The organism is Pseudomonas migulae NBRC 103157, from assembly GCF_002091715.1.
Taxonomy (GTDB): domain Bacteria; phylum Pseudomonadota; class Gammaproteobacteria; order Pseudomonadales; family Pseudomonadaceae; genus Aquipseudomonas; species Aquipseudomonas migulae_A.
Window position 1 is genome coordinate 35,744 of the sequence record NZ_BDAG01000026.1, and the last position, 22,462, is coordinate 58,205.

At 57.8% G+C, this 22,462-nt stretch carries 23 protein-coding genes; 13 read left to right on the forward strand and 10 right to left on the reverse strand.

The features are described 5' to 3' along the window. Positions 1–20: 20 nt before the first annotated feature. Complete coding sequence (locus PMI01S_RS19210; protein WP_084321663.1) at positions 21–1,901, reverse strand: LTA synthase family protein; 1,881 nt, start codon at positions 1,899–1,901, stop codon at positions 21–23. Between the two features lie 346 nt (positions 1,902–2,247). Between PMI01S_RS19210 and PMI01S_RS19215 the strand changes: the two genes are divergently transcribed. Together PMI01S_RS19215 and PMI01S_RS19220 are read left to right on the forward strand one after the other, a co-directional pair. Further along, positions 2,248–2,916: an ATPase gene (locus PMI01S_RS19215; RefSeq protein WP_084321664.1), complete on the forward strand. Its 669-nt coding sequence runs from the start codon at positions 2,248–2,250 to the stop codon at positions 2,914–2,916. Positions 2,917–2,996: 80 nt separating this feature from the next. Then, positions 2,997–3,782, forward strand: a complete 786-nt coding sequence (locus PMI01S_RS19220) for a DeoR/GlpR family DNA-binding transcription regulator (RefSeq protein WP_084321665.1) — start codon at positions 2,997–2,999, stop codon at positions 3,780–3,782. A 22-nt stretch (positions 3,783–3,804) separates the two neighbouring features. Here PMI01S_RS19220 and PMI01S_RS19225 read toward each other — a convergent pair whose 3' ends face one another. The 3 genes from PMI01S_RS19225 to PMI01S_RS19235 form a co-directional block, all read right to left on the reverse strand. Continuing rightward, the gene (locus PMI01S_RS19225) at positions 3,805–4,056 is read right to left on the reverse strand and encodes a MoaD/ThiS family protein (protein WP_084321666.1); all 252 of its coding nucleotides are present in this window, start codon (positions 4,054–4,056) and stop codon (positions 3,805–3,807) included. Next, positions 4,053–4,559 carry a cyclic pyranopterin monophosphate synthase MoaC gene (gene moaC / locus PMI01S_RS19230; protein WP_084321667.1) on the reverse strand — a complete coding sequence of 169 codons (507 nt, stop codon included), beginning with the start codon at positions 4,557–4,559 and terminating at the stop codon, positions 4,053–4,055. The genes PMI01S_RS19225 and moaC overlap by 4 nt, the downstream gene beginning before the upstream one ends. A 221-nt stretch (positions 4,560–4,780) precedes the next feature. After that, positions 4,781–5,671: a LysR family transcriptional regulator gene (locus PMI01S_RS19235; RefSeq protein WP_084321668.1), complete on the reverse strand. Its 891-nt coding sequence runs from the start codon at positions 5,669–5,671 to the stop codon at positions 4,781–4,783. Between the two features lie 284 nt (positions 5,672–5,955). Here PMI01S_RS19235 and moaB point away from each other — a divergent pair, with 284 nt between their 5' ends. After that, positions 5,956–6,495 carry a molybdenum cofactor biosynthesis protein B gene (gene moaB, locus PMI01S_RS19240; protein ID WP_084321669.1) on the forward strand — a complete coding sequence of 180 codons (540 nt, stop codon included), beginning with the start codon at positions 5,956–5,958 and terminating at the stop codon, positions 6,493–6,495. Beyond that, the gene (locus PMI01S_RS19245; RefSeq protein ID WP_084321670.1) at positions 6,492–7,697 is read left to right on the forward strand and encodes a molybdopterin molybdotransferase MoeA; all 1,206 of its coding nucleotides are present in this window, start codon (positions 6,492–6,494) and stop codon (positions 7,695–7,697) included. The genes moaB and PMI01S_RS19245 overlap by 4 nt, the downstream gene beginning before the upstream one ends. Positions 7,698–7,742: 45 nt before the next feature. On the opposite strand, the gene PMI01S_RS19250 is transcribed toward PMI01S_RS19245, so the two are convergent. Both PMI01S_RS19250 and moaA read right to left on the reverse strand, forming a co-directional pair. Beyond that, the gene (locus PMI01S_RS19250; RefSeq protein ID WP_084321671.1) at positions 7,743–8,642 is read right to left on the reverse strand and encodes a bestrophin family protein; all 900 of its coding nucleotides are present in this window, start codon (positions 8,640–8,642) and stop codon (positions 7,743–7,745) included. 5 nt (positions 8,643–8,647) lie between these two features. Beyond that, complete coding sequence (gene moaA, locus PMI01S_RS19255) at positions 8,648–9,646, reverse strand: GTP 3',8-cyclase MoaA (protein ID WP_084321672.1); 999 nt, start codon at positions 9,644–9,646, stop codon at positions 8,648–8,650. A gap of 473 nt (positions 9,647–10,119) precedes the next feature. Here moaA and PMI01S_RS19260 point away from each other — a divergent pair, with 473 nt between their 5' ends. The 4 genes from PMI01S_RS19260 (at position 10,120) to PMI01S_RS19275 (ending at position 15,162) form a co-directional block, all read left to right on the forward strand. Beyond that, positions 10,120–12,444 (forward strand): FdhF/YdeP family oxidoreductase, encoded by a 2,325-nt coding sequence (locus PMI01S_RS19260; RefSeq protein ID WP_084321673.1) that lies wholly within the window; start codon positions 10,120–10,122, stop codon positions 12,442–12,444. 120 nt (positions 12,445–12,564) lie between these two features. Beyond that, the gene (locus PMI01S_RS19265) at positions 12,565–13,986 is read left to right on the forward strand and encodes a cytochrome ubiquinol oxidase subunit I (RefSeq protein ID WP_084321674.1); all 1,422 of its coding nucleotides are present in this window, start codon (positions 12,565–12,567) and stop codon (positions 13,984–13,986) included. Positions 13,987–14,003: 17 nt separating this feature from the next. Next, a complete protein-coding gene (gene cydB / locus PMI01S_RS19270) occupies positions 14,004–15,020 on the forward strand; it encodes a cytochrome d ubiquinol oxidase subunit II (protein WP_084321675.1) in 1,017 nt (338 codons plus the stop codon). Next, positions 15,007–15,162: a DUF2474 domain-containing protein gene (locus PMI01S_RS19275; protein WP_084321676.1), complete on the forward strand. Its 156-nt coding sequence runs from the start codon at positions 15,007–15,009 to the stop codon at positions 15,160–15,162. Before cydB ends, PMI01S_RS19275 begins: the two co-directional genes overlap by 14 nt. A gap of 67 nt (positions 15,163–15,229) precedes the next feature. On the opposite strand, the gene PMI01S_RS19280 is transcribed toward PMI01S_RS19275, so the two are convergent. Further along, positions 15,230–16,081 carry a CAP domain-containing protein gene (locus PMI01S_RS19280; protein ID WP_084321677.1) on the reverse strand — a complete coding sequence of 284 codons (852 nt, stop codon included), beginning with the start codon at positions 16,079–16,081 and terminating at the stop codon, positions 15,230–15,232. Positions 16,082–16,281: 200 nt separating this feature from the next. On the opposite strand from PMI01S_RS19280, the gene PMI01S_RS19285 reads away from it, so the two are divergent. From PMI01S_RS19285 to PMI01S_RS19305, 5 genes are all read left to right on the forward strand, one after another. Beyond that, the gene (locus tag PMI01S_RS19285) at positions 16,282–16,902 is read left to right on the forward strand and encodes a cell wall hydrolase (RefSeq protein ID WP_084321678.1); all 621 of its coding nucleotides are present in this window, start codon (positions 16,282–16,284) and stop codon (positions 16,900–16,902) included. 109 nt (positions 16,903–17,011) lie between these two features. After that, the gene (locus tag PMI01S_RS19290) at positions 17,012–17,947 is read left to right on the forward strand and encodes a Ppx/GppA phosphatase family protein (RefSeq protein ID WP_084321679.1); all 936 of its coding nucleotides are present in this window, start codon (positions 17,012–17,014) and stop codon (positions 17,945–17,947) included. Between the two features lie 144 nt (positions 17,948–18,091). Then, complete coding sequence (locus tag PMI01S_RS19295) at positions 18,092–18,487, forward strand: GFA family protein (RefSeq protein WP_084321680.1); 396 nt, start codon at positions 18,092–18,094, stop codon at positions 18,485–18,487. 138 nt (positions 18,488–18,625) lie between these two features. Beyond that, positions 18,626–19,558 (forward strand): GlxA family transcriptional regulator, encoded by a 933-nt coding sequence (locus PMI01S_RS19300; protein WP_084321681.1) that lies wholly within the window; start codon positions 18,626–18,628, stop codon positions 19,556–19,558. Between the two features lie 180 nt (positions 19,559–19,738). After that, a complete protein-coding gene (locus PMI01S_RS19305) occupies positions 19,739–20,707 on the forward strand; it encodes a nitrilase-related carbon-nitrogen hydrolase (RefSeq protein ID WP_084321682.1) in 969 nt (322 codons plus the stop codon). 185 nt (positions 20,708–20,892) lie between these two features. On the opposite strand, the gene PMI01S_RS19310 is transcribed toward PMI01S_RS19305, so the two are convergent. The 3 genes from PMI01S_RS19310 to PMI01S_RS19320 are packed head-to-tail and all read right to left on the reverse strand — an operon-like array spanning position 20,893 to position 22,419. Further along, the gene (locus PMI01S_RS19310; RefSeq protein ID WP_084321683.1) at positions 20,893–21,591 is read right to left on the reverse strand and encodes a dienelactone hydrolase family protein; all 699 of its coding nucleotides are present in this window, start codon (positions 21,589–21,591) and stop codon (positions 20,893–20,895) included. Positions 21,592–21,646: 55 nt separating this feature from the next. Beyond that, complete coding sequence (locus PMI01S_RS19315; protein WP_084321684.1) at positions 21,647–22,162, reverse strand: HvfX family Cu-binding RiPP maturation protein; 516 nt, start codon at positions 22,160–22,162, stop codon at positions 21,647–21,649. A 53-nt stretch (positions 22,163–22,215) separates the two neighbouring features. Then, positions 22,216–22,419 carry an HvfA family oxazolone/thioamide-modified RiPP metallophore gene (locus PMI01S_RS19320; RefSeq protein WP_084321685.1) on the reverse strand — a complete coding sequence of 68 codons (204 nt, stop codon included), beginning with the start codon at positions 22,417–22,419 and terminating at the stop codon, positions 22,216–22,218. Positions 22,420–22,462 lie beyond the last annotated feature (43 nt).

A 22,462-nucleotide genomic window follows, 5' to 3' on the forward strand; every position in this document is an offset into this window, starting at 1 on the left:
AACGCAACGATGATTGAACGTCACTCGGTTTGTTCGGGTTCTTTTGCAAAAACAGTTTTTTGGTACGCGTTGTAAGAAAGCAATCTGTTTTTAATGGTATTGAATTCATTGCCAAGAACGGATTGAGGTGATTTTTCTTGTGGATCGTCTTCGAGATTATATTTTGTCATGGTGTCTGGGCTGTATTCATATATGTATTTGTGGGGATATTCAACGAGTGCTGATGACAACTCGTCAAAAAAAGTCGACATGAAAAATACTCGCTTCCCTTGTTCTCTCAATAAACTGACGCCTTGTATGTTGAGAGAGGAATCAGTCACTCCAAAAAAGTCAGCGATTGTTGGTACGATGTCAGTCTGGTGGCTTGTCGTTGATGTGTTCTTGGATAATACCTTGCCATTTGCCCAGAATATTAAAGGCACCGCGACTTCCTCTTCGTGCATGGAAGAGTTGTGAATAAACAGTCCGTGCTCCCCAAAAGATTCTCCATGATCACCAACAAACACAAATAACGTTGAGTTCAAGATGCCTGATGTGTCGAATTTATCCAGCATTTCACCTATCAGGGTGTCTGTTTTCATTATGCATTCTTCGTATCTTTCTATCGTTGTTTGTGAGGTTGAATGGGGCGTGCAGTTGTAGGGGTAATGCGCTGCGAATGGAAAATACAGCGCAATGAATCCTTTGCCTTTATGGGTGATGTCTTTCAGGTGCGAAACACTTGACGAGAATAGATGTTCATCACTTTCTCCGAAGCTGCTTTGGTGGTGATTTTTAACTGGGCTGATGTCAGAAACTACATACGCGTTCGGTACGCCTACAGATTTTAAAAAACCATCCATGTTTTCAAACTGTAGGAATAATGAGCTGAATGCGACGGCTTCCATGTTTTTTTTATTTTTTAATTCATGAATTATGCTGGGCTGATACAGTTTCATCGCCTCTTTTATTTCGATATCCGGGTATGCATGCAGTCCGGTAAGTATTGAGTAATAACCTTTGGACGAATGTGGGACGGACACATACGATTTGGAAAGCATTCCTTCTCGGGAAAGTTTTGCAAATACGGGGTATTTTTCACCAGTGTTTACACCGGCACCAAAAATACTGTTCCATCGGACCGATTCCAGGACAATCACTACCAGGTTGTTAAAGTCTGGAGTGGGCTGGGGGTTTAGCTTTTGAATCTCGTTGATTGCTGATAGAGGGTAAGCTGGTTGTTCGAATTCCAGTTGGGTTACAGCTTGAGTGGAATTTAAAGAGATGATGCTTTTAAAAGCAGCAATCAAAGGGTTTGTGAAAATATTTGTATTCAGGTCGTAGCGAGCGTCTTTCGTAAAAATTGACCACAAAAACAGGGTTGCCAGGAATGATATAAACAGTGTCCTGTGTTTGGTGTTCTCTTCTATGATTGCTTTTTGATGTTTGTGTGTTTTATAGGTGACCAATCCAACTAGAAGCCAGGTTGTCAGGTAAGCAAGGAAGAGAATAAATACAATGAATCGAAAGGTTAATCCAAAGCCAGAGATCTGTTTGAAAAATATTTCTGCTCCTGAGATTAAATCACTGGCATTTTGCAAACTGTAATTTATTAGTGAAAAATCCAAAGGCTTGAGCCATAGTTCTCGAACCCTCATGTCCAATAGAAGGCATAACAAGATAACCCCTGAGGCAATACTCAGCACGTAAAAATAGAATTTATTCTTGCTTAGTGTGCTTGTTATTATCAGGTATATGATCGCGCAAAGGATCAGGTCTTGTAACAGAAACAAAAAAATACTGGACACCCCGGTATCAATCCATCTCTTGGAAAAAAACTCTATCAAAATAATTTTTGGTACAAGAAAAATAGAAACAGCGAGAAGAGCGGTTATGTTTAGTAAATAGGCTCTTTTCCACATATCGTTCTGCCCCTGAGTTCGTAGAACACGTGCAACGTCGAAACGAGGGGCAGGCAGGAAGTCAGTACCGGCAGGTTCCTCATGACATCAACTTAAGCACCCAGTCTTTGTTTGGGCAAGAAAACCCGGAATTTGAGTGAGCAGTGGTATCGGGGCTCGCATCGGCCCTTACGAAGGGCTTGGGCCCGAGCCAGATTTTTTCGCCTTTTGCGTCGGGACGCATCATGAGGGGCTCGCGCAACCATTCGTTTAATCAATAACCACCATCAATAAACGCAAGTTCTGTTTTTCCGGCAACGGAGGAGGATAGCCACATACCGAATTCGCCTCCGAAGGAACCTGCGCGATGAGAATCTCTACCTTGCTGGCCCTTGTCGCCGTATTGACTGGCAGCGCTGCCGCCACCGTACCGGCCTACGCCGCTGACCAGACCTGCCACTTCTTGCCGGTCGCCGACAGCGCAGCCAGCCTGAAGCCAGCCCAAACGGTGGGCGTGCTGTACAGCGAAAACACCCTAAACACCCTCGAATACCTTGAGCAGTACCACTCGGTTGCGCTGAACGGCGCGAAGAACCCGGCGCTGGATTCACGCATCAGCAACGCTTTCGTAAAAAGCTCCGATCCAAAACTGGCAATCAACTGGCTGATGGGGTCGTTGCACAAGGAATTTGCCTCGGTGACCGTCTACGACAACCTCGATGCCGTAGTGCAAGCGCACCCGGACGTGGTGGTGATGCTGGACACCTACAGCCGTCTGGTGTCGAAGCGCAACAACCAGGTTGAAGCGCGGTTCATGGCGAAATTCTACGACTCGAACCTGCAATACATCGGCAAGGCCGAAGGCGCCCGCGCACAACAACTGTCTTCGGTGTGGGTGCATGGCAAGGCAGCGCCGGAAATCGCCGCGCAGATCGACCAGCAAACCGAGCTGCAAGTGAACGCGTTGAAACAGTTCGACGCCTCGCTGAAGGCGCTGGTGACTTCGGGCACTGTGGCGCAAGTCGCGAGCAACTGACGGTTGTCCATCGCCGCGCCGATTGTGTTTGCGCCTGGGTTTGGCTAATCTCGCACAAACCCGCAAACTCAGGCGTAAACATGCATGATCATTCGGCGGCCGAGCTTCCTCAATTGCGCCGGCAAAAAATCCTCCTGATCCTCGAGCGTGACGGCAAGGTCATGGCTTCCGAGTTGAGCCAGCATTTCGCAGTCTCCGAAGACACCATCCGCCGCGATCTGTCGGAACTGGCCACGGCCGGTCTGGTGCAGCGCGTACACGGCGGGGCGCTGCCTCGGCCCAAGGATACGGGCAAGGACTACTTTACCCGGGTCAGCGAAACCGATGAGGTGAAAACCCGCTTGGCGCAGCTCGCGGCAGGCCGGGTGGAGAATGGCCAGATCGTGATGTTCGATTCCGGCAGCACCACGCTGCAGATCGCGCGTTCGTTGCCGTCGGACATTTCCATCACGGCGATCACGACCTCGCCAATGACCGCAATTACCCTCGCCGAATACAAAGGCATCAAAGTGATTCTGGCGGGTGGGCAACTCAACCTGGCGACGATGTCGGTCAGCGGTCACGAGACCGTGCGCCTGCTGCAGGGCATCAAGGCCGACGTGCTGTTCACCGGGGTCTGCGCGATTCACCCGGAAGTCGGCATCAGCTCACTGCATTTCGACGAGGTGCCCGTGAAACAGGCGCTGATAGACAGTGCTTCGCAAGTGATCGCCGTCACCACAGCGGACAAACTGGGCGCGGTGGAGCCGTTCGTGGTCGCGCCGTGCAACCGCATTCATACACTGATCACTGAGCGTCATGTGGCGTCGGGCGATGTCGGGGATTATCGGAAACTGGGGATTGAGGTGGTTCAGGCGGACACCTGATGACGACACAACGCCACCATTCTCAGCCGCCAGTGACCGGTGGGAAAAAGGCGATCTCGTCAAAGTCTTCGACGGCCTGATCCAGTCGGCACAAGTCCTGGTTCACCGCACACATCAGGTTGATCTCACTGAAAATGTCTGCCCAGACACCGCCGCGCGCGATCAGCCGTTGGCGGATGTCATCGACAGTGTTGAGCGAAGCATCCAGCAGCAGTTTTTCACCGCCAAGGTTCAACTGCTCGCGATAGCGTGCGAAGTAACTGACAAGAATCATTGCGCGTCCTCCAGATTGAATTGCCCTGACCGGCCGCCCTGTTTGCTGAGCAAACGGATGTCGCCAATGACCATGCCGCGGTCGACGGCTTTGCACATGTCGTAGATGGTCAGCGCGGCGACGCTGGCGGCGGTCAGCGCTTCAAGCTCTACGCCTGTCTGGCCTTCGAGGCGGCAGGTGCTGACGATTTTCACGCTGTCGGGCTCGCAGACCTTGAGTTCGATTTGAATCGAACTGAGCAACAAGGCATGGCATAGCGGAATCAGTTCATGGGTTTTTTTCGCCGCCATGATGCCGGCGATGCGGGCGACAGCGAACACATCCCCCTTGGGGTGCCCATCCGTCTGAATCAGCTTCAAGGTCTCCGGACGCATGCGCACCCACGCCTGAGCCTTGGCTTCGCGTTGGGTCAGCGACTTGTCACTGACGTCGACCATGTTCGCGCGGCCCTGGTTGTCGATATGCGTCAATCGGTCGGGTGGGGTATTCAGAAGGTCTGTCATGAGCGACACACCTGATCGAAATGCGGTTGCGGCACGGGTGTGTTTTCGTCCGTTAGTTCAGTGGTTTGTTCAACTTTGCACAACATGATTAAAACCCGCAGCACTGGATTAAGTTCAGGCTACGGATATTCAATTATGGCGTCCAATCGCTTGTTCTGATCCCGTGATTGGTGCTGTCGATCAACGCGTGCGCAAGTTGTTTATCAGGCTACTCATGAACATCAATTAGTTACGTTGAATAACAACCGGGCTTCGGCAAAACATTTCTCGGCGATGGCCGAGCGCGGTTCGGTTTTGCGCATGACCAGGCCCAGCGGCGCGAGAACGCTGGCATCTGGCAGGTCGATGAACGCCAGGTTTTCGATCGGCTCTTCCAGCCCGCTGTGCAGCGGCATGATCGAGCAGCAGAAGCCTTCGTGAATCGCCTGGAGCAACTGGTAGGTCGAGTCGCTTTCCAGGATCGGCTGCGGGTTGAGTCCACGACTGCGGAAGCTCAGGTCGATGGATTTGCGGTAGTGCATGCCATTGCTGATCATCCCCAGCGGCAGTTCGGCGGCGTCCTCCCAACTCATTTCAGTGCCTTCGAAATGGAAGTGACGCGTGTCGTACAGCAGGCCGACGCGTGTCTCGCCGATTTCGAAAAACTCGAAATAATTGGGGTTCACGTGATCCAGGTAGCAGACGCCCAAGTCCAGTTGGTTGTTGCCAAGGCCTTCGATGATCTGGTCCGAGCTCATCGAGGACAGGCTGAACTTGAGCTCGGGAAAGCTGTGGGAAAGGCCCTTGATGTAGCTGACCGGATTGAAACTGCTGAGCGGCACCAGGCCCATTCGCAGGTTGCCGACCAGTTGGCCACGGCAGGCAGCCGCTTCGGCGAACAGCCCGTCATGGGCCGCCAGCAGCGTCCTGGCCCACGCCAGCACGCGCTCGCCAGCCTCGGTAAAACCTTCAAAACGCTGGCCGCGTTTGACCAGCACCAGGTCCAGTTCATCCTCCAGATTACGCAGACGCATGGACAGGGTGGGCTGGGTGATGTGGCAACGCGCGGCGGCTTGCCCGAAGTGACGGGTCTGCTCCAGTGCAATCAGAAACTTGAGTTGTTTGATGTCCACGATGGCACCTGCCGAGAGGGAATGGGGTGTAAGTAGTAGCGTAGGTGCGAAGGGCGCACAGGCTTGGCAGTTAACGTTATGAGCAGACGATCTCACCGTCTCTGTGTTCAGTCCAATCAGTAATATTTAATGAGTCATCGGCGGGCTCTATCAATGAAGTAAACAATAGTCGAAATGCGTGATAGAGGCGCTCGATAAGTTGGTTGGTTAGAGTGATTAGACAGTGGTTGTATAAGCACTTTAGTCTCTGAAGGTTATTTAATTAATGCCTGCCGGAGAACCTTATGAGTGTGAAATCGGATGCACTGTTTGTCCCTTTGAATATTGCCGTGCTGACCGTCAGCGATACCCGGGAATATGCCAACGACACGTCCGGGCAATTGCTGGTCAGTCGTTTGCTGGAAGCCGGCCACACCCTCAGCGAGCGCAATCTGTTGAAGGACGACCTGTACAAGATTCGCGCCCAGGTGGCGACCTGGATCGCCGATGAAGGGATTCAAGTGGTGCTGATTACCGGCGGCACCGGCTTCACGGGCCGCGACAGTACGCCCGAGGCAGTTGCGTGTTTGCTGGACAAACAGATTGACGGTTTTGGTGAGTTGTTCCGGGCAATCTCCATTCTCGACATCGGCACGTCCACAGTACAGAGTCGGGCATTGGCCGGGCTGGCCAACGGGACGCTGGTGTGCTGCCTGCCGGGGTCGACCGGTGCCTGCCGAACCGCGTGGGAAGGCATCCTTGCCGAGCAGCTGGACGCACGTCACAGGCCATGCAACTTCGTACCGCACCTCAAACCGGTGCAGGCGTGCGGGCCTCGGGGATGACTTCATCAGCGCTGATGCCCGTGGAGGAAGCCATTGCCAGACTGCTGGCGATGGCCGAGGCGCAACGACTGCATGACAGCGAGCCGGTCCAGTTGAATGCGGCCCGGCACCGCGTGCTGGCCAATGATCTGGTGGCTGATCTGGACCTTCCGCCGTGGCCCAATAGCGCCATGGATGGTTATGCGTTGAATGTTCACGGCTGGAGCGGGCAACCTTTAGCCGTGTCGCAACAGATTTTTGCCGGCCGCGCCCCCGACGCCTTGTTGCCGGGAACCTGCGCTCGAACCTTCACCGGTGCGCCTGTGCCGGAGGGCGCCAACTGCGTTGAGATGCAAGAGAACGTCGAGGTTCTGGCGGACGGTCAGATACGCTTCAAGCAGCCGTTGACGGCGGGCCAGAATATTCGACCGCAAGGCCAGGAGAATCGGGTGGGCCAGGTTTTGTTGCTGGCGGGTACACGGTTGGGACCGTTCGAACTGGCGGTGGCCGCGGCTCAGGGCATGACCCATGTCGATGTGGTGCGACGGCCACGGGTCGCGCTGCTTTCCACCGGCGATGAACTGGTGGAACCAGGCACGCCGCTGAAGCCCGGCGGCATTTACAACAGCAACCGGACGTTGTTGAGCCACTGGCTGGAAGCACTGGGCTGCGAGGTCATTGATGCCGGGATTCTCCCTGACCAATCACGGCAGACCCGGCTCAAGCTTGAACAGTTGCAGCACGCCGCCGATTTGATTCTGACGACTGGCGGCGTGTCCGCCGGTGATGCCGACTGCCTTGGGCAAGTGTTGCGCGAATGCGGCCGGCCGCTGTTGTGGAAGCTGTCGATCAAACCGGGCAAACCACTGACCGTCGGCCATTTTGGCACGGTGCCGGTGATCGGCCTGCCAGGCAACCCGACTTCGGCGCTGGTGACCTTCGGGTTATTGGCCCGGGCCTACCTGCTGCGGATTCAGGGTGTGGAAGACGTCACGCCATTGAGCTTTGCGGTGAGCGCCGGGTTCGACTGGCCGAAGGCCGGAAGCCGGCAGGAGTACCTGCGGGTCAAACTGGAAGCAGGCCATGCCGTGCTCTATCCGAACCAGAGTTCAGGCGTGTTGCTGGGCGCGTCATGGGCGGATGGACTGGCTGAGATTGCGCAAGGTTGCACGCTGAAGGTCGGTGATCCGGTGCGGTTCATCCCCTTCAGCGAATTGTTCTAGAGCGAGTCGCCCCCCCCTCACCGCTGGGTGAGGGGAGCGTCTCGATCACTCAAGCACGAAATCAACGGGCTCCAGCACCGGAGGAAACTGCGTCACCCCAAGCGCCGACAGGACATCACGTTCGATGATGCGCACCAAGGCATCGGTGGGCAGGTCATTTTCGTCACGACCGAACGGGTCTTCCAGCTCATCGCCGATCGCATCCAGACCGAAAAACGTGTAGCTGACAATGGCCGTGAAAATCGGTGTCAGCCAGCCCAACGGTTCGGCCATGGCAAAGGGCAGCAGGATGCAGAAAAGGTAGATGGTCCTGTGCAGCAACAGCGTGTAGGGAAACGGCAGTGGTGTGTGTTTGATCCTTTCGCAAACGGCCTGGGCCTGGGTCAGGCGGGTCAAATGACTGGCCATGAGCGTATAGCGCCATTCACTGATTGCGCCCGATTCGCTGAGCGTCGAACACTGCTGAGCGACTTGAAGCAAAATTTGCCCACTCAAGTCGGCGGCATTGTTCCTGGGTATCGGGTCGAGCCAGTCACCGCTGGCCGCCAGTTCGTTCTCCGAGCGCAGTTTCGCGTTGAGCGCATGGGCGAAGCCGCACAGGTTGCTGAGGATTTTGTGCCGTTCGCCGGCGTCCTTGACGATCTGGGTTTCGCGAATCATCGAACGAATGTCGACGATCACATCCCCCCACGCCTTGCGTGCTTCATACCAGCGGTCATAACAGGCGTTGTTGCGAAAGCTCATGAAGATCGACAGCGACAAGCCCAACAGGGTGAATGGTGTTGCACTGACCTTGGAGAAATAAGTGGGGTGCAGGGTTTCGATCAGCACGATGGCCGAGGCGAGCAACGTCACCATCAGGCTGCGCCAGGCAATGCGTTTGGCGATCGAACCCTTGAGTGAAGTCAGGACGCCGATCAGGTTGGGTTTGGGTCTCACGATCATGGTTTTCAGCCGCCCGTCATGTTCATGAAGCGAACCACCTGGACGTCATCGTTCACTTCGAAATTGTGCCGATAAGGCTTGAGCTTCATCGCCTCGATAATGGCTTTTTCCAGGCGTTCGGGCTGGCCGGGATGGGCGCGCAACACCGCCTTGAGATCGACGGAATGCTCGTTGCCCAGGCACAGCAGCAGTCGACCTTCCACGGTCAGCCGCACTCGGTTGCAGGTGCCGCAAAAGTTGTGGCTATGGGGGGAAATGAACCCCAGGCGAATCTGCGGTGCCTCGGCCAGACGCCAGTAGCGGGAAGGGCCTTGGGTCGACTCGGCGGAGTCAATCAAAGTGTAGCGCTCGGCAATCCGTTCACGTACCTGGGCGCTGGAATAAAACGATTCCGCGCGGCTGTGCTCATGGATGGTGCCCAAGGGCATTTCTTCGATGAATGAAATGTCTAGCTGGCGGTCGATGGCGAAGCTCACCAGATCGTTGATCTCGTGATCGTTGCGGCCCTTCATGACCACGCAGTTGAGTTTGGTGTTGCGAAACCCGGCTGCGTTGGCGGCGTCGATGCCTTTGATGACCTGCGCCAGGTCGCCGGTGCGCGTCAGCTCGCGAAAGCGCTGCGGGTCCAGGCAGTCGAGGCTGATGTTCAGTCGCTTGACCCCGGCGTCAAACAACGGCTTGGCCAGTTTGCTCAACTGCGAACCATTGGTGGTCATGCACAATTCGCGCAGGCCGGGCAGGGCAGCGATTCGTTGGCACAGTTGCACCACGCCCGGACGAATCAGCGGTTCGCCGCCGGTCAGGCGGATTTTGCGCGTTCCCAGCGCCACGAAGCTTTCGGCTACCTCGTAGATTTCTTCCAGGGTCAGGATCCGTTGGCGGGGCAGAAACTGCATGTCTTCGGCCATGCAGTACACGCAACGGAAATCACAACGATCGGTGACGGACATCCGTAGATAGTCCACACGCCGGGAGAACCCATCGATCAAGACTCGCTCTGACATGACAGCCTCGCTTGGCGGTTTCGGTGGTAATGACCCGCGCACTTTGTGATGGAAATTCCGTCGTCATGCGGAATGGATTGCGGTCTCGCTATTCTGTAGGAGCCGGCTTGCTGGCGATGGCGTCAGTGAAATCGCCATCGCCAGCAAGCCGGCTCCTACAAATTCGTCACAGTCCCGTTATTGGTCCGTTAATTTGCGACATGGACGGAGGTGTGAAGCGCAGGCTAAGAGCAACTTGATAAGGCGTCCAATCACTATTAATGACCGGGTGATCGATGGGCTCTATGACGAACTTTCTTAAACCGTTAAAGTTGCGGGTCAAATACTCAAGCTATTGATATTTAATGAATAAATCCCGTGATAGATGTCTTCGATAATGTGGTCATTAATAGCGATTAGACAATATTTCAACCCCGTTCATATTCTTGCTCCGTACTTTGAAAAGCCTGTGTGCATTGTCACGGAGAAGCATCATGTCTCAAGTCGACCGTTACAAACCTTACAAGGGCGCCGCTGCCGGTTGGGGGGCGCTGATCGCCGTCACCAAAAACTGGCTCGGCAGTGAGAACGCCCTGAAAAACATCCGCGCCATGCTCAAGACCAACCAGAACGGTGGCTTTGACTGCCCGGGTTGCGCCTGGGGGGAGTCGCCGGAAAACGGCATGGTCAAGTTCTGCGAAAACGGCGCCAAGGCAGTCAATTGGGAAGCGACCGGTCGCCTGGTGAACCCGGCTTTTTTCAACAAATACACCGTGTCGACGCTTTCCGAGCAAAGCGATTACTGGCTCGAGTATCAAGGTCGGCTCACCCACCCGATGCGCTACGACGCACAGTCGGACCGTTACGTGGAAACCACCTGGGACGAGGCGTTTGCCCTGATTGCCCGACACCTTAATGCGCTGGAGTCGCCGGATCAGGCCGAGTTCTACACCTCGGGCCGGGCCAGTAACGAGGCAGCTTTTCTGTACCAGTTGTTCGTACGGGCCTACGGCACCAACAATTTCCCGGACTGCTCCAACATGTGCCATGAAGCCAGCGCGGTCAGCATGATCGAAAGCCTGGGCGTGGGCAAAGGCACCGTGGTGTTCGATGACCTGGAGCATGCCGACGCGATTTTCGTCATCGGCCAGAACCCCGGCACCAACCATCCGCGGATGCTTGAACCGCTGCGCGAAGCGGTGAAGCGCGGGGCGCAGGTGATTTGCATCAACCCGCTCAAAGAGCGCGGACTGGAGCGCTTCCAACATCCGCAGCACCCGATCGAGATGTTGCTGAACGGCTCCGAGCCGACCAACACCGCCTACTTCCGCCCGGCACTCGGCGGAGACATGGCGGTGATGCGCGGCATGGTCAAATTCCTCCTGCAGTGGGAGCGCGAAGCCCAGGCCAGCGGTGGTGAACCGGTGTTTGACCACGCCTTCATCGCTGAACATACCTCGGGGTTGGATACTTACCTGGCCGAAGTCGATGCCACCAACTGGGCGCACATCGAGGAACAGTCCGGCATGAGCCTGGCGGATATCGAACTCGCCGCGCGCATGTACGCCAAAGCCAACGCCGTGATCATGTGCTGGGCGATGGGCCTGACCCAGCACACGCACTCGGTGCCGATGCTGCAGGAAGTCATCAACCTGATGCTGCTGCGCGGCAACGTCGGCCGTCCCGGTGCCGGCCTGTCGCCGGTGCGCGGTCACAGTAACGTGCAAGGCGACCGGACCATGGGCATCAACGAACTGGCGCCGGTCGAGCTGCTGGATGCACTGGAAAAACGCTTTTCGTTCAAGCCGCCGCGCGAACACGGCCACAACACCGTGATGGCGATCTCGGCGATGGAGCAGGGCCGTTCGAAAGTGTTTATCGCCCTGGGCGGCAACTTCGCTCAAGCCACGCCGGACACCCCGCGCACTCACGATGCTCTGCGCAAATGCGACCTCACCGTGCACATCGCCACCAAACTCAACCGCAGCCATTTGGTGACCGGACAGGAAGCGCTGATTTTGCCGTGCCTGGGTCGCACCGACATCGACCTGCAGGCCGAGGGACCGCAAGGTGTCACCGTGGAAGACACCTTCAGCATGATCCACATCTCCCATGGCCAGCTGAAACCCAAGTCGGCGCACCTGCGTTCGGAGCCGGCGATCATTGCCGGGATCGCTGCCGCCACGTTGGGCAAGCATCCGATCGACTGGAACTGGGCCATCGGTGACTACGGTCGCATCCGCAACATGATTGCCGACACCATCCCGGGCTTCGAAGACTTCAATCGACGGTTGCTGCACCCGGGCGGTTTCCACATGCCGAACACCGCTTCGAATCGTGTCTGGAAAACCGCGACCGGCAAAGCGCAGTTCACCCCGAGTGCGTTGCCGGCGCATTTGATCAGCGAAGGTGTGCGCAACCTGGCAGAGAAACCGGATCTGATCCTGCAAACCATGCGCTCCCACGATCAATACAACACCACGCTGTACGGTCTGGATGATCGCTATCGCGGGGTTTACGGCATGCGCGACGTGGTGTTCGTCAACGAGCAGGACATCCGCAAACTCGGTTTCGAGCCGGGGCAGAAGGTCGATCTGGTGTCGCTCTGGGACGACGACCGCGAGCGTCGTGTCAGCGGCTTTACCCTGATCGCTTACGACATTCCGCCGGGGCAAGCCGCGGCTTACTACCCGGAAACCAATCCATTGGTTCCGCTGGAAAGCTACGGTGACCGTACGTTCACGCCGACCTCCAAGTTCGTCGCCATCCGGCTCGAACAGGCAGGCGCCAGCAACGTGATCATGTCTTCCATCGCGTAGTTCAAACCGGAGCGGCGCTCCGGTTTCACCCTTTCGACATTAGTTGGCTGTGGGCCGCAAGGCCCGACGGTGGCCCGGCTGTGTGCCGTTTTTAACCCAGCCTCGATGAGGATATTCATCATGTTCAACCTGGAGGCACTGGACCTGGCGCGAATTCAATTCGCGTTCACGGTTTCGTTCCATATCATCTTTCCTGCCATCACCATTGGCCTGGCGAGTTTTCTCGCCGTGCTCGAAGGGCTTTGGCTCAAGACCCACAACGACACCTATCGCGACCTCTACCATTTCTGGTCGAAGATCTTTGCCGTCAACTTCGGCATGGGCGTGGTGTCCGGCCTGGTCATGGCGTATGAGTTCGGCACCAACTGGAGTCGCTTTTCCGACTTCGCCGGCAGCATCACCGGTCCGTTGCTGACCTATGAGGTGCTCACGGCGTTCTTCCTTGAGGCTGGCTTCCTCGGAGTCATGCTGTTCGGCTGGAACCGGGTAGGGCGCGGGCTGCACTTTTTTGCCACGGTGATGGTGGCGATCGGCACATTGATTTCGACCTTCTGGATTCTGGCGTCGAACAGCTGGATGCAAACGCCGCAAGGTTTCCAGATCGTCGATGGTCGGGTGATGCCGATGGATTGGCTGGCGATTGTGTTCAATCCGTCGTTCCCGTACCGGTTGGCGCACATGGCGATTGCCGCGTTCGTCGCTACCGCGTTTTTCGTTGGCTCGTCGGCGGCGTGGCATTTGCTGCGCGGCAATGACACCCGCCAGGTGCGCAAAATGCTCTCGATGGCGCTGTGGATGGCGTTGATCGTGGCGCCGATTCAGGCGGTGGTGGGTGATGCTCACGGCTTGAACACGCTGGAGCATCAACCGGCGAAAATCGCCGCGATTGAAGGGCACTGGGAGAACGCCGACAACGGGCCAACGCCGTTGGTGCTGTTCGGCCTGCCGGACATGCAGGCCGAAAAAACCCGCTACGCCGTGGAAATCCCCTACCTGGGCAGCCTGATCCTGACCCACAGCCTGGACAAACAGATTCCGGCGCTCAAAAGCTTTGCGAAAGAGGACCGCCCCAACGCGACGATTATCTTCTGGAGTTTTCGCGTGATGGCGGGCCTTGGCATGTTGATGATTCTGGCCGGTCTGCTCGGGCTCGCGTTGCGTCGCAGCGGTGGCCTCTATCGGCATCGCGGCTTCCTGCGATTTGTGATGTGGATGGGGCCAAGCGGCCTGGTCGCGATGCTCGCCGGGTGGATCACCACCGAAGTGGGCCGCCAGCCATGGGTGGTGTACGGATTGTTGCGCACGGCCGACGCGGCTTCTCACCATTCGGTGGCGCAGATGAGCGTCTCGTTGGCGCTGTTCGTGGTCATCTACTTTTCGGTGTTCACGGTGGGCATCGGCTACATGATGAAACTGGTGCGCAAAGGGCCGCAGCCGCATCACGAGCATGCCGCGGGGAACACTTTCGGTCAGGTCGTCACGCCACGTCGACCGCTGTCCGCCGACGCCGAAAACCTCGACACCGACGCCCGCGTCAATTGAAGAAGAGGAATTGAGTCATGGGTATTCAAGGTATCGATCTCTCGCTGATCTGGGGCGTGATCATCGCCTTCGGCGTGATGATGTACGTGATCATGGACGGTTTCGATCTGGGGTTGGGCATCCTGTTCCCGTTGATCCCGGATGAACGGGAGCGCGATGTGATGATGAACACCGTGGCACCGGTCTGGGATGGCAACGAGACCTGGCTGGTGCTGGGTGGCGCGGCGCTGTACGGCGCGTTTCCGCTGGCGTATTCGGTGATTCTGGAGGCGCTGTACCTGCCGCTGATATTGATGCTGTGCGGGCTGATTTTTCGCGGTGTCGCGTTTGAGTTTCGCTTCAAGGCCAGCCCGCAAAAGCGTCACATCTGGGACCTGGCGTTTATCGGTGGCTCGCTGTTGGCGACGTTCGCCCAAGGCGTGGTGATCGGTGCTTACATCGCCGGCATCCCGGTGGTTGATCGACAGTTCGCCGGTGGCACGCTGGACTGGCTGGCACCGTTCCCGTTGTTCTGCGGGGTGGGGTTGATCGTCGCTTATGCGCTGCTGGGCAGCACCTGGTTGCTGGTCAAGACCGAAGGCATGCTCGAATCGCGGATGCGCCTGTTCACGCGTCCGTTGGCCTGGTTGCTGTTGGCGGTGATCGGCGTGATCTGTATCTGGACACCGATCCTGCACCCGGACATCGCGACGCGCTGGTTTTCCCACGCTCACCTGGTCGTGTTCGGGGGCCTGGCGCTATTGGCCGCGCTCGCGTTCTTCGGCTTGCTCAGCACCTTGCGCCGGCGCCACACCCACTGGCCTTTTGTTTTTACGCTGGCGCTGGTGTTCCTGGGGTACATCGGTCTGGCGTTCAGTATCTGGCCGAACATCGTGCCGCCCTCCATCAGCTTGTGGGCCGCGGCTTCGCCACCCACCAGTCAGTTGTTCATCCTGATCGGGGCCTTGTTCATTCTGCCGATCATCCTGATGTACACCGTCTGGAGTTACTACGTGTTCCGCGGCAAAGTGAGGATCGGCGATGGCTACCATTAAACCGCGACAATCAGAACCCGCGCGCTGGTATCGGCGCCTCGGCTGGCTGGTGCTGATCTGGCTGGGCAGTGTGCTGGCGTTGGGCGTCGTGGCGGGGGCCTTGCGATTGTTGATGCATGCGGCGGGGATGAACTCGCACTGACCCTTTAAAGAAACAACCCGGATCGCTGTCATGGCGGTCCGGGTTTTTTGCTGTTGCCGGCGCGCGTTTACGGCGTACCGAACATCGCCGTCCAGTAAATCCCCGAATCACTCTTCGGGTCCACCGCATATGCCGCGCCCAGCTCCTGGTATTGCGGGTTCATCAGGTTGGCGCAGTGACCGGGGCTGGCGACCCAGCCATCGACCACCTTGCGCACGGTGTCTTGCCCGGCCGCGATGTTCTCACCGATCTGCTGGCCGCCGTAACCCGCCAGTTCTGCCCGATCACCCGGCGTGCGGCCATCGCGATCCTTGTGGTCGAAATAGTTGTTGTTGGCCATCGACCGCGAATGGGTCTCGGCGGCCGTCGCCAATAGGGCGTTCCAGGTCAGCGGCGTGGCGGCGGCGAAGGATTGCGTGCCGCACTGGCGCGGCCGACCACGTGCGACATTGAGCTCGGCCAGCAGTTTCTGGCCTTCGGCCTGCCAGTCGCCCAGGCGTGCACTCAACAGTGGACGGGCCAGCACAATGCGCCATTCACGGTCCTGGCGGCTGACTCCAATGTCGACGAATTGCGGGTCCAGCACGATCTGGCAAAAGCTCTCCTGGATCGCTTTCATCGCCGAGGCCGCATCACGCGGCCCGGACAGGCTGATCGCCTGCACATTCTTCATCGGATAATTCGCGGCGACCATGGCCTGTTGCAGATTGACCATGCTGGTGGCGGACAACGCCAGCCGCGGATCAACTGCCAGCGGCGGCAGTTCCGCCGATACCTCACCCGCGCAACGCTGCACCTGGCTGCGGTAGTCGTTGATCGAATCGATCAGTTGTTTCTCGTCAGCCGCCAGCGCCTTCGCGGCGAACAGCAAGCCCAATGACAACGTGGCAAGACGCAAAACGGTTGACAGTACACGCATGGAAATCTCCCTTGATCTGACTGCGCCCATGATGCGCGATGACACCCCCGTGAGCGCAATGCCTTTTCGCGCCGAAATACAGGTTGTTGGCCGTCTGTCGGAATGAATTCTGGCAACTACAATCAAGCCATGTCGCCCGAAAGACGTGCTGTACGTCGACATTTTGTTGCTTGAATCCAGTCCACTCAGAAGGGTCGATCATGCGATTAATCCGGATAGCAATCTGCTGTGCAATCACGCTACTCGGCGGCCAGGCATTGGCGACTGAACAGGAACAAAAAAAGGAAGTGGCCGAAAACAAGGCCGAAGTGCTGGAACAGAAAGCGGCGGAGAAGGGCACCGATCTGCCGGTGCCCAAGTCCGAAGCGATTACCACCTCCGAAGTGCAGGCCGTCGATCCGGCCGGTGCGTCACCGCTGGATGATGCAATCACTTGCCTGGCGCGCTCGATCTACTGGGAAGCCAAAGGCAAATCGTCCGCCGACATGGAAGCCGTCGCCAGCGTGGTCATGAATCGCCTGGGTCATGAGGGCTTTCCTGACACGGTGTGCGCGGTGGTCAAACAGGGTTCTGAAACGAAGAACTGCCAGTTTTCCTGGTGGTGCGACGGGCGTTCCGATCAGGTCCAGGAAGAAACCCAGTACGCGATCGCCAAGGAGATCGCGCGCAAGGCGCTCAACAAGCAGCTCAATGATCGAACCAACGGCGCGATGTATTTTCACGACCGCAATGTGAAACCCGATTGGGCCACGAAGTACATCAAGACCACTGAGACCAGCATGTTTCTTTTCTATAAACCCAAGGGTGGAGAGGCTCACTGACGGGTGTCATCTGGATGTCATCGAGCCCATGTAAACATTCCTGCAAACCGTCTTGAACGTTCAGCGGACCTGCGTCGGCTGACAGATGAATTTTGCAAGGAAGACTTCAATGAAAGGAGACGCCTCCCTGTTTGCAGCCATTGACCTGGGCTCCAACGCGTTTCGCATGATGATCGGCCAGTCGGTCAAGCGGAACCAGCAACTGGTGATCCAGGAAGTGAAGACCCTGCGTGAGCCGGTTCGGTTGGCGGAGGGGTTACAGGGCGGCGCACTGGACGAAATGGCGCTGGATCGCGGATGGCAGGCACTCGCGCGATTTGGCAAAAAGCTGCGTGGCTTCGAGCCCGGTCGTGTGCGGGCGGTGGCCACCAGTGCGGTGCGCGAAGCTGACAATGCCCAGCTGTTTCTGGCCAGCGCCGAACGGCACCTGGGTTTCCGCATTGATGTGATATCCGGGCATGAAGAAGCCCGATTGGTATACGCCGGCGTGGCCCATACGGTGCCCGGCATCGAGCGCAAGCGACTGGTTATCGACATCGGCGGCGGCTCCACGGAATTGATTCTGGGGCAGGGCGCTCAACCGCTGTTGACCGAGAGCATCGCCATCGGCAGCGGCACCTTTGGTGCGCGCTACTTTCAAGGCGGCCGCATCACCGCTCCGGCGCTGCTGGAGGCCGAGCGTGTCGCCACACTGCAGTTCGAACGCGTGGCACGCCGTTATCGCACGCTGGGCTGGCAGCAGGTCATCGGTTCTTCAGGCACCGCACGCATGCTGGCCAAAGTCCTCAAGGCCAACGACTTGAACGACGATGGCCACAGCGGTATCACCTACAGCGGCCTGCTGCGCCTGTCGTTGCGCCTGCTGGAAGTGGGGCACGTCAAACAGCTCAGGCTGGCCGGTCTGCAGAGTCATCGCCTGAGCATCCTGCCGGGCGGACTGGTGCTGATGCTGGCGGCGTTCAAGGTCTTTGGCGTTTCGCACATGACACCGTCCGAGCCCGGCTTGCGGTTCGGCGTGTTGCACGGGTTGATGACCAGGCACTAGCGCCTGCAGGATGCCTGAGCGTCCGTTCGACATTGGCCGAAACCTACCACTTATTGTCTCGTAAGCCCGTGCGCTTCAATTCCAGCCCGCTGCACACTCCTTGCCAGGCACAGGATCCCTCCTGTGCATTCAGGGAGAAACCCGATGCCCCACAAAGGAAGCTGCCTCTGCGGACAGATCACCTATGAGATCCGCGGTGAATTGACCGATATCCTCAACTGCCACTGCTCGATGTGCCGCAAACTTCACGCCTCGGCTTTCCGTACCCGTGCAAAGGTGCTGACGAAGGATTGGGTGACGTTGAGCGGGGCTGGACTGCTGACGTTTTACGAGTCGTCGCCCGGTGAGAGAAAAGGCTTTTGCTCGGTCTGTGGATCGAGTCTCTACACGAAGTTCGATGCCAATCCGCAAGTACTGGGTTTTCCGCTGGGTACGCTGGACAGCGACCCCGGCGCGGCGGCGACGCGTCATGTGTTTGTCGCGAGCAAGGCGCCATGGTTCGAGATCACGGATGAGTTGCCACAGCTCGCCGAGTATTGATCTGACTGACGTTTCGTCGGCTCGCGGATACATTTGCGAGGTATTTTCAGACCGGGTGGAGGTGACAGGCGTACAGTGCAAGCTCGGCTGGCCGGAAACCTGTTATGCCACCTTAAAGGTCAAGGGAGGTTGCCACCCGTGCACCAGATCGGTCTCATCGTTTATCCCGAATTTCAGGTATTGGGCCTGGCCATGTGTGCGGCTTTCGAAATGGCCAACGGTGCCGTCGACACGCCGATGTACAACATTACTTTGCTGTCCGAGCACGGCGGCACCGTGCCGACCTCTGCGGGTTTCGGCGTGGAGACCACGGCGTTCGACCCTCGTCCCTTCGACACGCTGCTGGTGATGGGCGACAACCTGATCCGTCCCGTCTCGCCCGGCATGGTGGAGTTTTTGCGCAGCGCCAGTCGGACCACTCGACGCCTGGGTTCCATTTGCACCGGTGCCATCGCGCTGGCCGAAGCCGGTTTGCTGGATGGCCGGCGGGCGACCACGCACTGGTGTCATGCGCCGGCATTGCAGCGGGCATACCCGAAAGTGAAGGTGGAAGAAGACCGGATCTTCATCAACGACGGTAACGTCTGGACCGCGGCGGGCATGAGCGCGTGCGTCGATCTCGCGCTGGCGCTGGTTGAAAATGATCTGGGCGCAGACGTAGCGCGGCGTGTGGCCCGGCAATTGGTGGTTTACCACCGACGTACGGGCGGGCAGTCGCAATTTTCGGTGATGCTCGAACTGGAGCCCAAGACTGACCGCATCCAGTCTGCGCTGATCTATGCCAAGCAGAACCTGAAGTCCGAGCTGTCGGTGGAGGCGCTGGCCAGCGCGGCCAACCTCAGCCCGCGACAGTTCAGTCGTGTGTTCCATGCCGAAACGGGTCAATCACCCGCCAAGGCTATCGAGAACCTGCGGGTGGAGGCCGCGCGTCTGATGATGGAAACCGGCCGGCATGCCATTGATGTGGTGGCGACAGAGACCGGTTTTGGTGATCGGGAACGTATGCGCAGAGCGTTCATTCGCGCCTTCGGCCAACCGCCGCAAGTCATTCAGCGCGCCAATAGGAACTGAACTGTAGGAGCTGGCTTGCTAGCGATGGCGATTTCACGTGCGACATCGTCGGAACGCCGAAAGCCGGCTCCTACCAGGTATCTGCATGGCTTAAAAGGTGGTGTATTCGACATTTAAGTCAGAATATTATTGCCGTAATTTGTATCTCGTAGAAACCCATTCCCCAACGAGATTACCGCCATGACCATCGTCAAAGCCGCCGCCGTCCAGATCGCTCCTGTGCTCTACAGCCGTGAAGGCACTGTAGAAAAGGTCGTCGACAAAATCCGTGAACTCGGCGAGAAGGGCGTGCAGTTCGCCGTTTTCCCGGAAACCATTGTGCCGTACTACCCGTATTTTTCCTTTGTGCAGGCCCCGTTCAAAATGGGCGCCGAGCATTACAAGTTGCTGGACCAGGCCGTTGTAGTGCCTTCCGCAACCACCGATGCGATCGGTAAAGCCGCGAAGGAAGCCAATATGGTGGTGTCCATCGGCGTCAACGAACGCGATGGCAGCACCCTCTACAACACTCAGTTGCTGTTCGATGCGGACGGCACCCTGATTCAGGCACGGCGCAAGATTTCGCCGACCTATCACGAACGCATGATCTGGGGCATGGGCGACGGTTCCGGCCTGCGCGCCACCGACAGCGCCGTTGGCCGAATCGGCCAACTGGCCTGCTGGGAACATTACAACCCGCTGGCGCGTTACGCCTTGATCGAAGACGGTGAACAGATTCACGCCTCAATGTACCCGGGGTCATTTGCCGGCCCGCTGTTCACCCGCCAGATGGAAGTCAGCATCCGCATGCACGCGCTGGAGTCGGCGTGCTTCGTGGTGAACTCGACGGCCTGGTTGTACCCGGAACAGCAGGCGCAAATCATGGCCGACACCGGCTGCGAGATCGGTCCTATCTCCGGCGGTTGCTACACCGCGATCATCGATCCGCAAGGTGAGGTCGTCGGTGCACTGACCGAAGGTGAAGGCGAAGTCATTGCTGACATCGACTTGTTTCAGATCGAAATGCGCAAGCGCCAGATGGATGGCCGCGGTCACTACAGCCGCCCGGAAATCCTGAGCCTCAACATCGACCGCACGCCCCATCGCCATGTGCATGAACGCAACGCTCAACCGACGCTGGCTGGCACTTCACAAGCTGAAGAAGTGTGATCACGGCTTGCCGGCGAAGGCGTCGTTGAAATCGCCTTCACTGGCAAGCCATGCTCCTACGGTTCGGGGAGGTGGATCGAGATCGAGGGCAGACGCCAATCCTGTAGGAACACGGCTTGCCGGCGAAGGCGTCGTTGAAATCGTCTTCGCTGGCAAGCCATGCTCCTACGAAAAGCGGTCAGGTCTTACAGTTCCATACCCAGGAAGATCAACGTATTGCCATGGGCCTCGGCCGCTGCACGCTGGTTGTAGCTGTCGCGATGCGAGCAATTGAAGCCATGTTCGGCTTCCGGGTATACGACGATTTCCACGTTATCGTTGTTGTCGAAGCGCTCGGCGATTTTCTCGACGGCTTCCAGCGGAATGTGGCTGTCCTGTTCACCGAAATGCATCAGCAGCGGCACTTCGATCTCATCGGCACGGTCGAGTTGGTTCTGGATGCCGCCGCCGTAATAGGCGATGGCCACGTCCACCAGGCCGTTGGCGGCGGTGTGGTACGAGAGCAGGCCGCCAAAGCAGTAACCGATGGAAGCGATCCCGCCGTCCAGGCCCGGGTGGGCTTTCAGGGCGTCGATGGCCAGCTCGATGTCCTTTTGCGCCTTGCCGACATCGGTGGCGTTCATCAACTCGACTGCGCGTTTCCAGCCGGCTTCGTCGTAGGTCAGTTCGATACGGTGGCCGCTGCGCCAGAACAGGTCCGGCGCGATCACCAGGTAGCCGTCGGCGGCGTATTGCTCGGCGACGGAGCGGATGTGTTCGTTGACGCCGAAGATCTCCTGGATCAGCACGATACCCGGGCCTTTCCGAGTATGCGGAATGGCCAGGTAAGCGCCGAATTTACCTTCGGCGCTGTCGATCTCGATCCATTGGGTGGTCACGCTCATGGTGGCTCCTGTCTACGCAAGTGAGGTGGGAGGTGCAGCATGCCACATTAACATTTCAGCGATTGTTGCGACGCCAGAAGAATCGGGCCAGCAACGTATCGAGGCTGAGCTTGCCGGCACCCGAGAGCAACAGCGGCATCAGGGCGGCGAGGTAGATCAACGGCAGTTTGAAATTGCCGAACCCCTTGTTGCTGATGGCATAGCCCTGGGCAAGCTCACTCAATGTAGACCAATCGGCCGGCCAGTGAACGGCTGCGGTCGCCACGATAGTCACCACGATCAGCACGACGGCGGAAATCCGTGTGCCCAGTCCGACGAAAATGGCGAGGGCGCAGATCAGTTCGGCCCACATCGACAGCTCCCAGTTCAGCGCGGCCGGCACGTGATCGAAGGGAAACGGGAAGCGGTCCTGGATGTCGGCGAACCAGTTTTCGCCATTCCACTTTTCAAGGCCCGACTCGAAAAACTCCCAGGCGATGAACAACCGCAAGGTCAGAGGGGCGAGCCAGCTACCGGCACGATCAAGGTTCAGGTGCAGGCCTTTCACGGCCGACGAGATTGCAGCGTTCATGGACTTGGTCTCCGTTCAGTCAGGGATGCGGGGCTCGCGGCCCCGCGCAGGGGTTACTCGCTGGCGCCGCACTTGCCTTCGCCGCATTTGCCTTCAGCCGGTTTTTCAGCGGTGTCCGCGTGGGCCTGGCTGTAGCCGTGGGTCAGTTGTTTCATGCTGAACGCTTCGGACTCGGAAGCCGACGCGACGTTGGACAGGGCCAGGCCACCCGCAATGATCAGGCCGAGGGTCAGGGAAGCAGTCGAGAGCTTGAACATGGTGATACTCCGTAGCATTGAGTGAGTTGAGCGCTTTGATCGG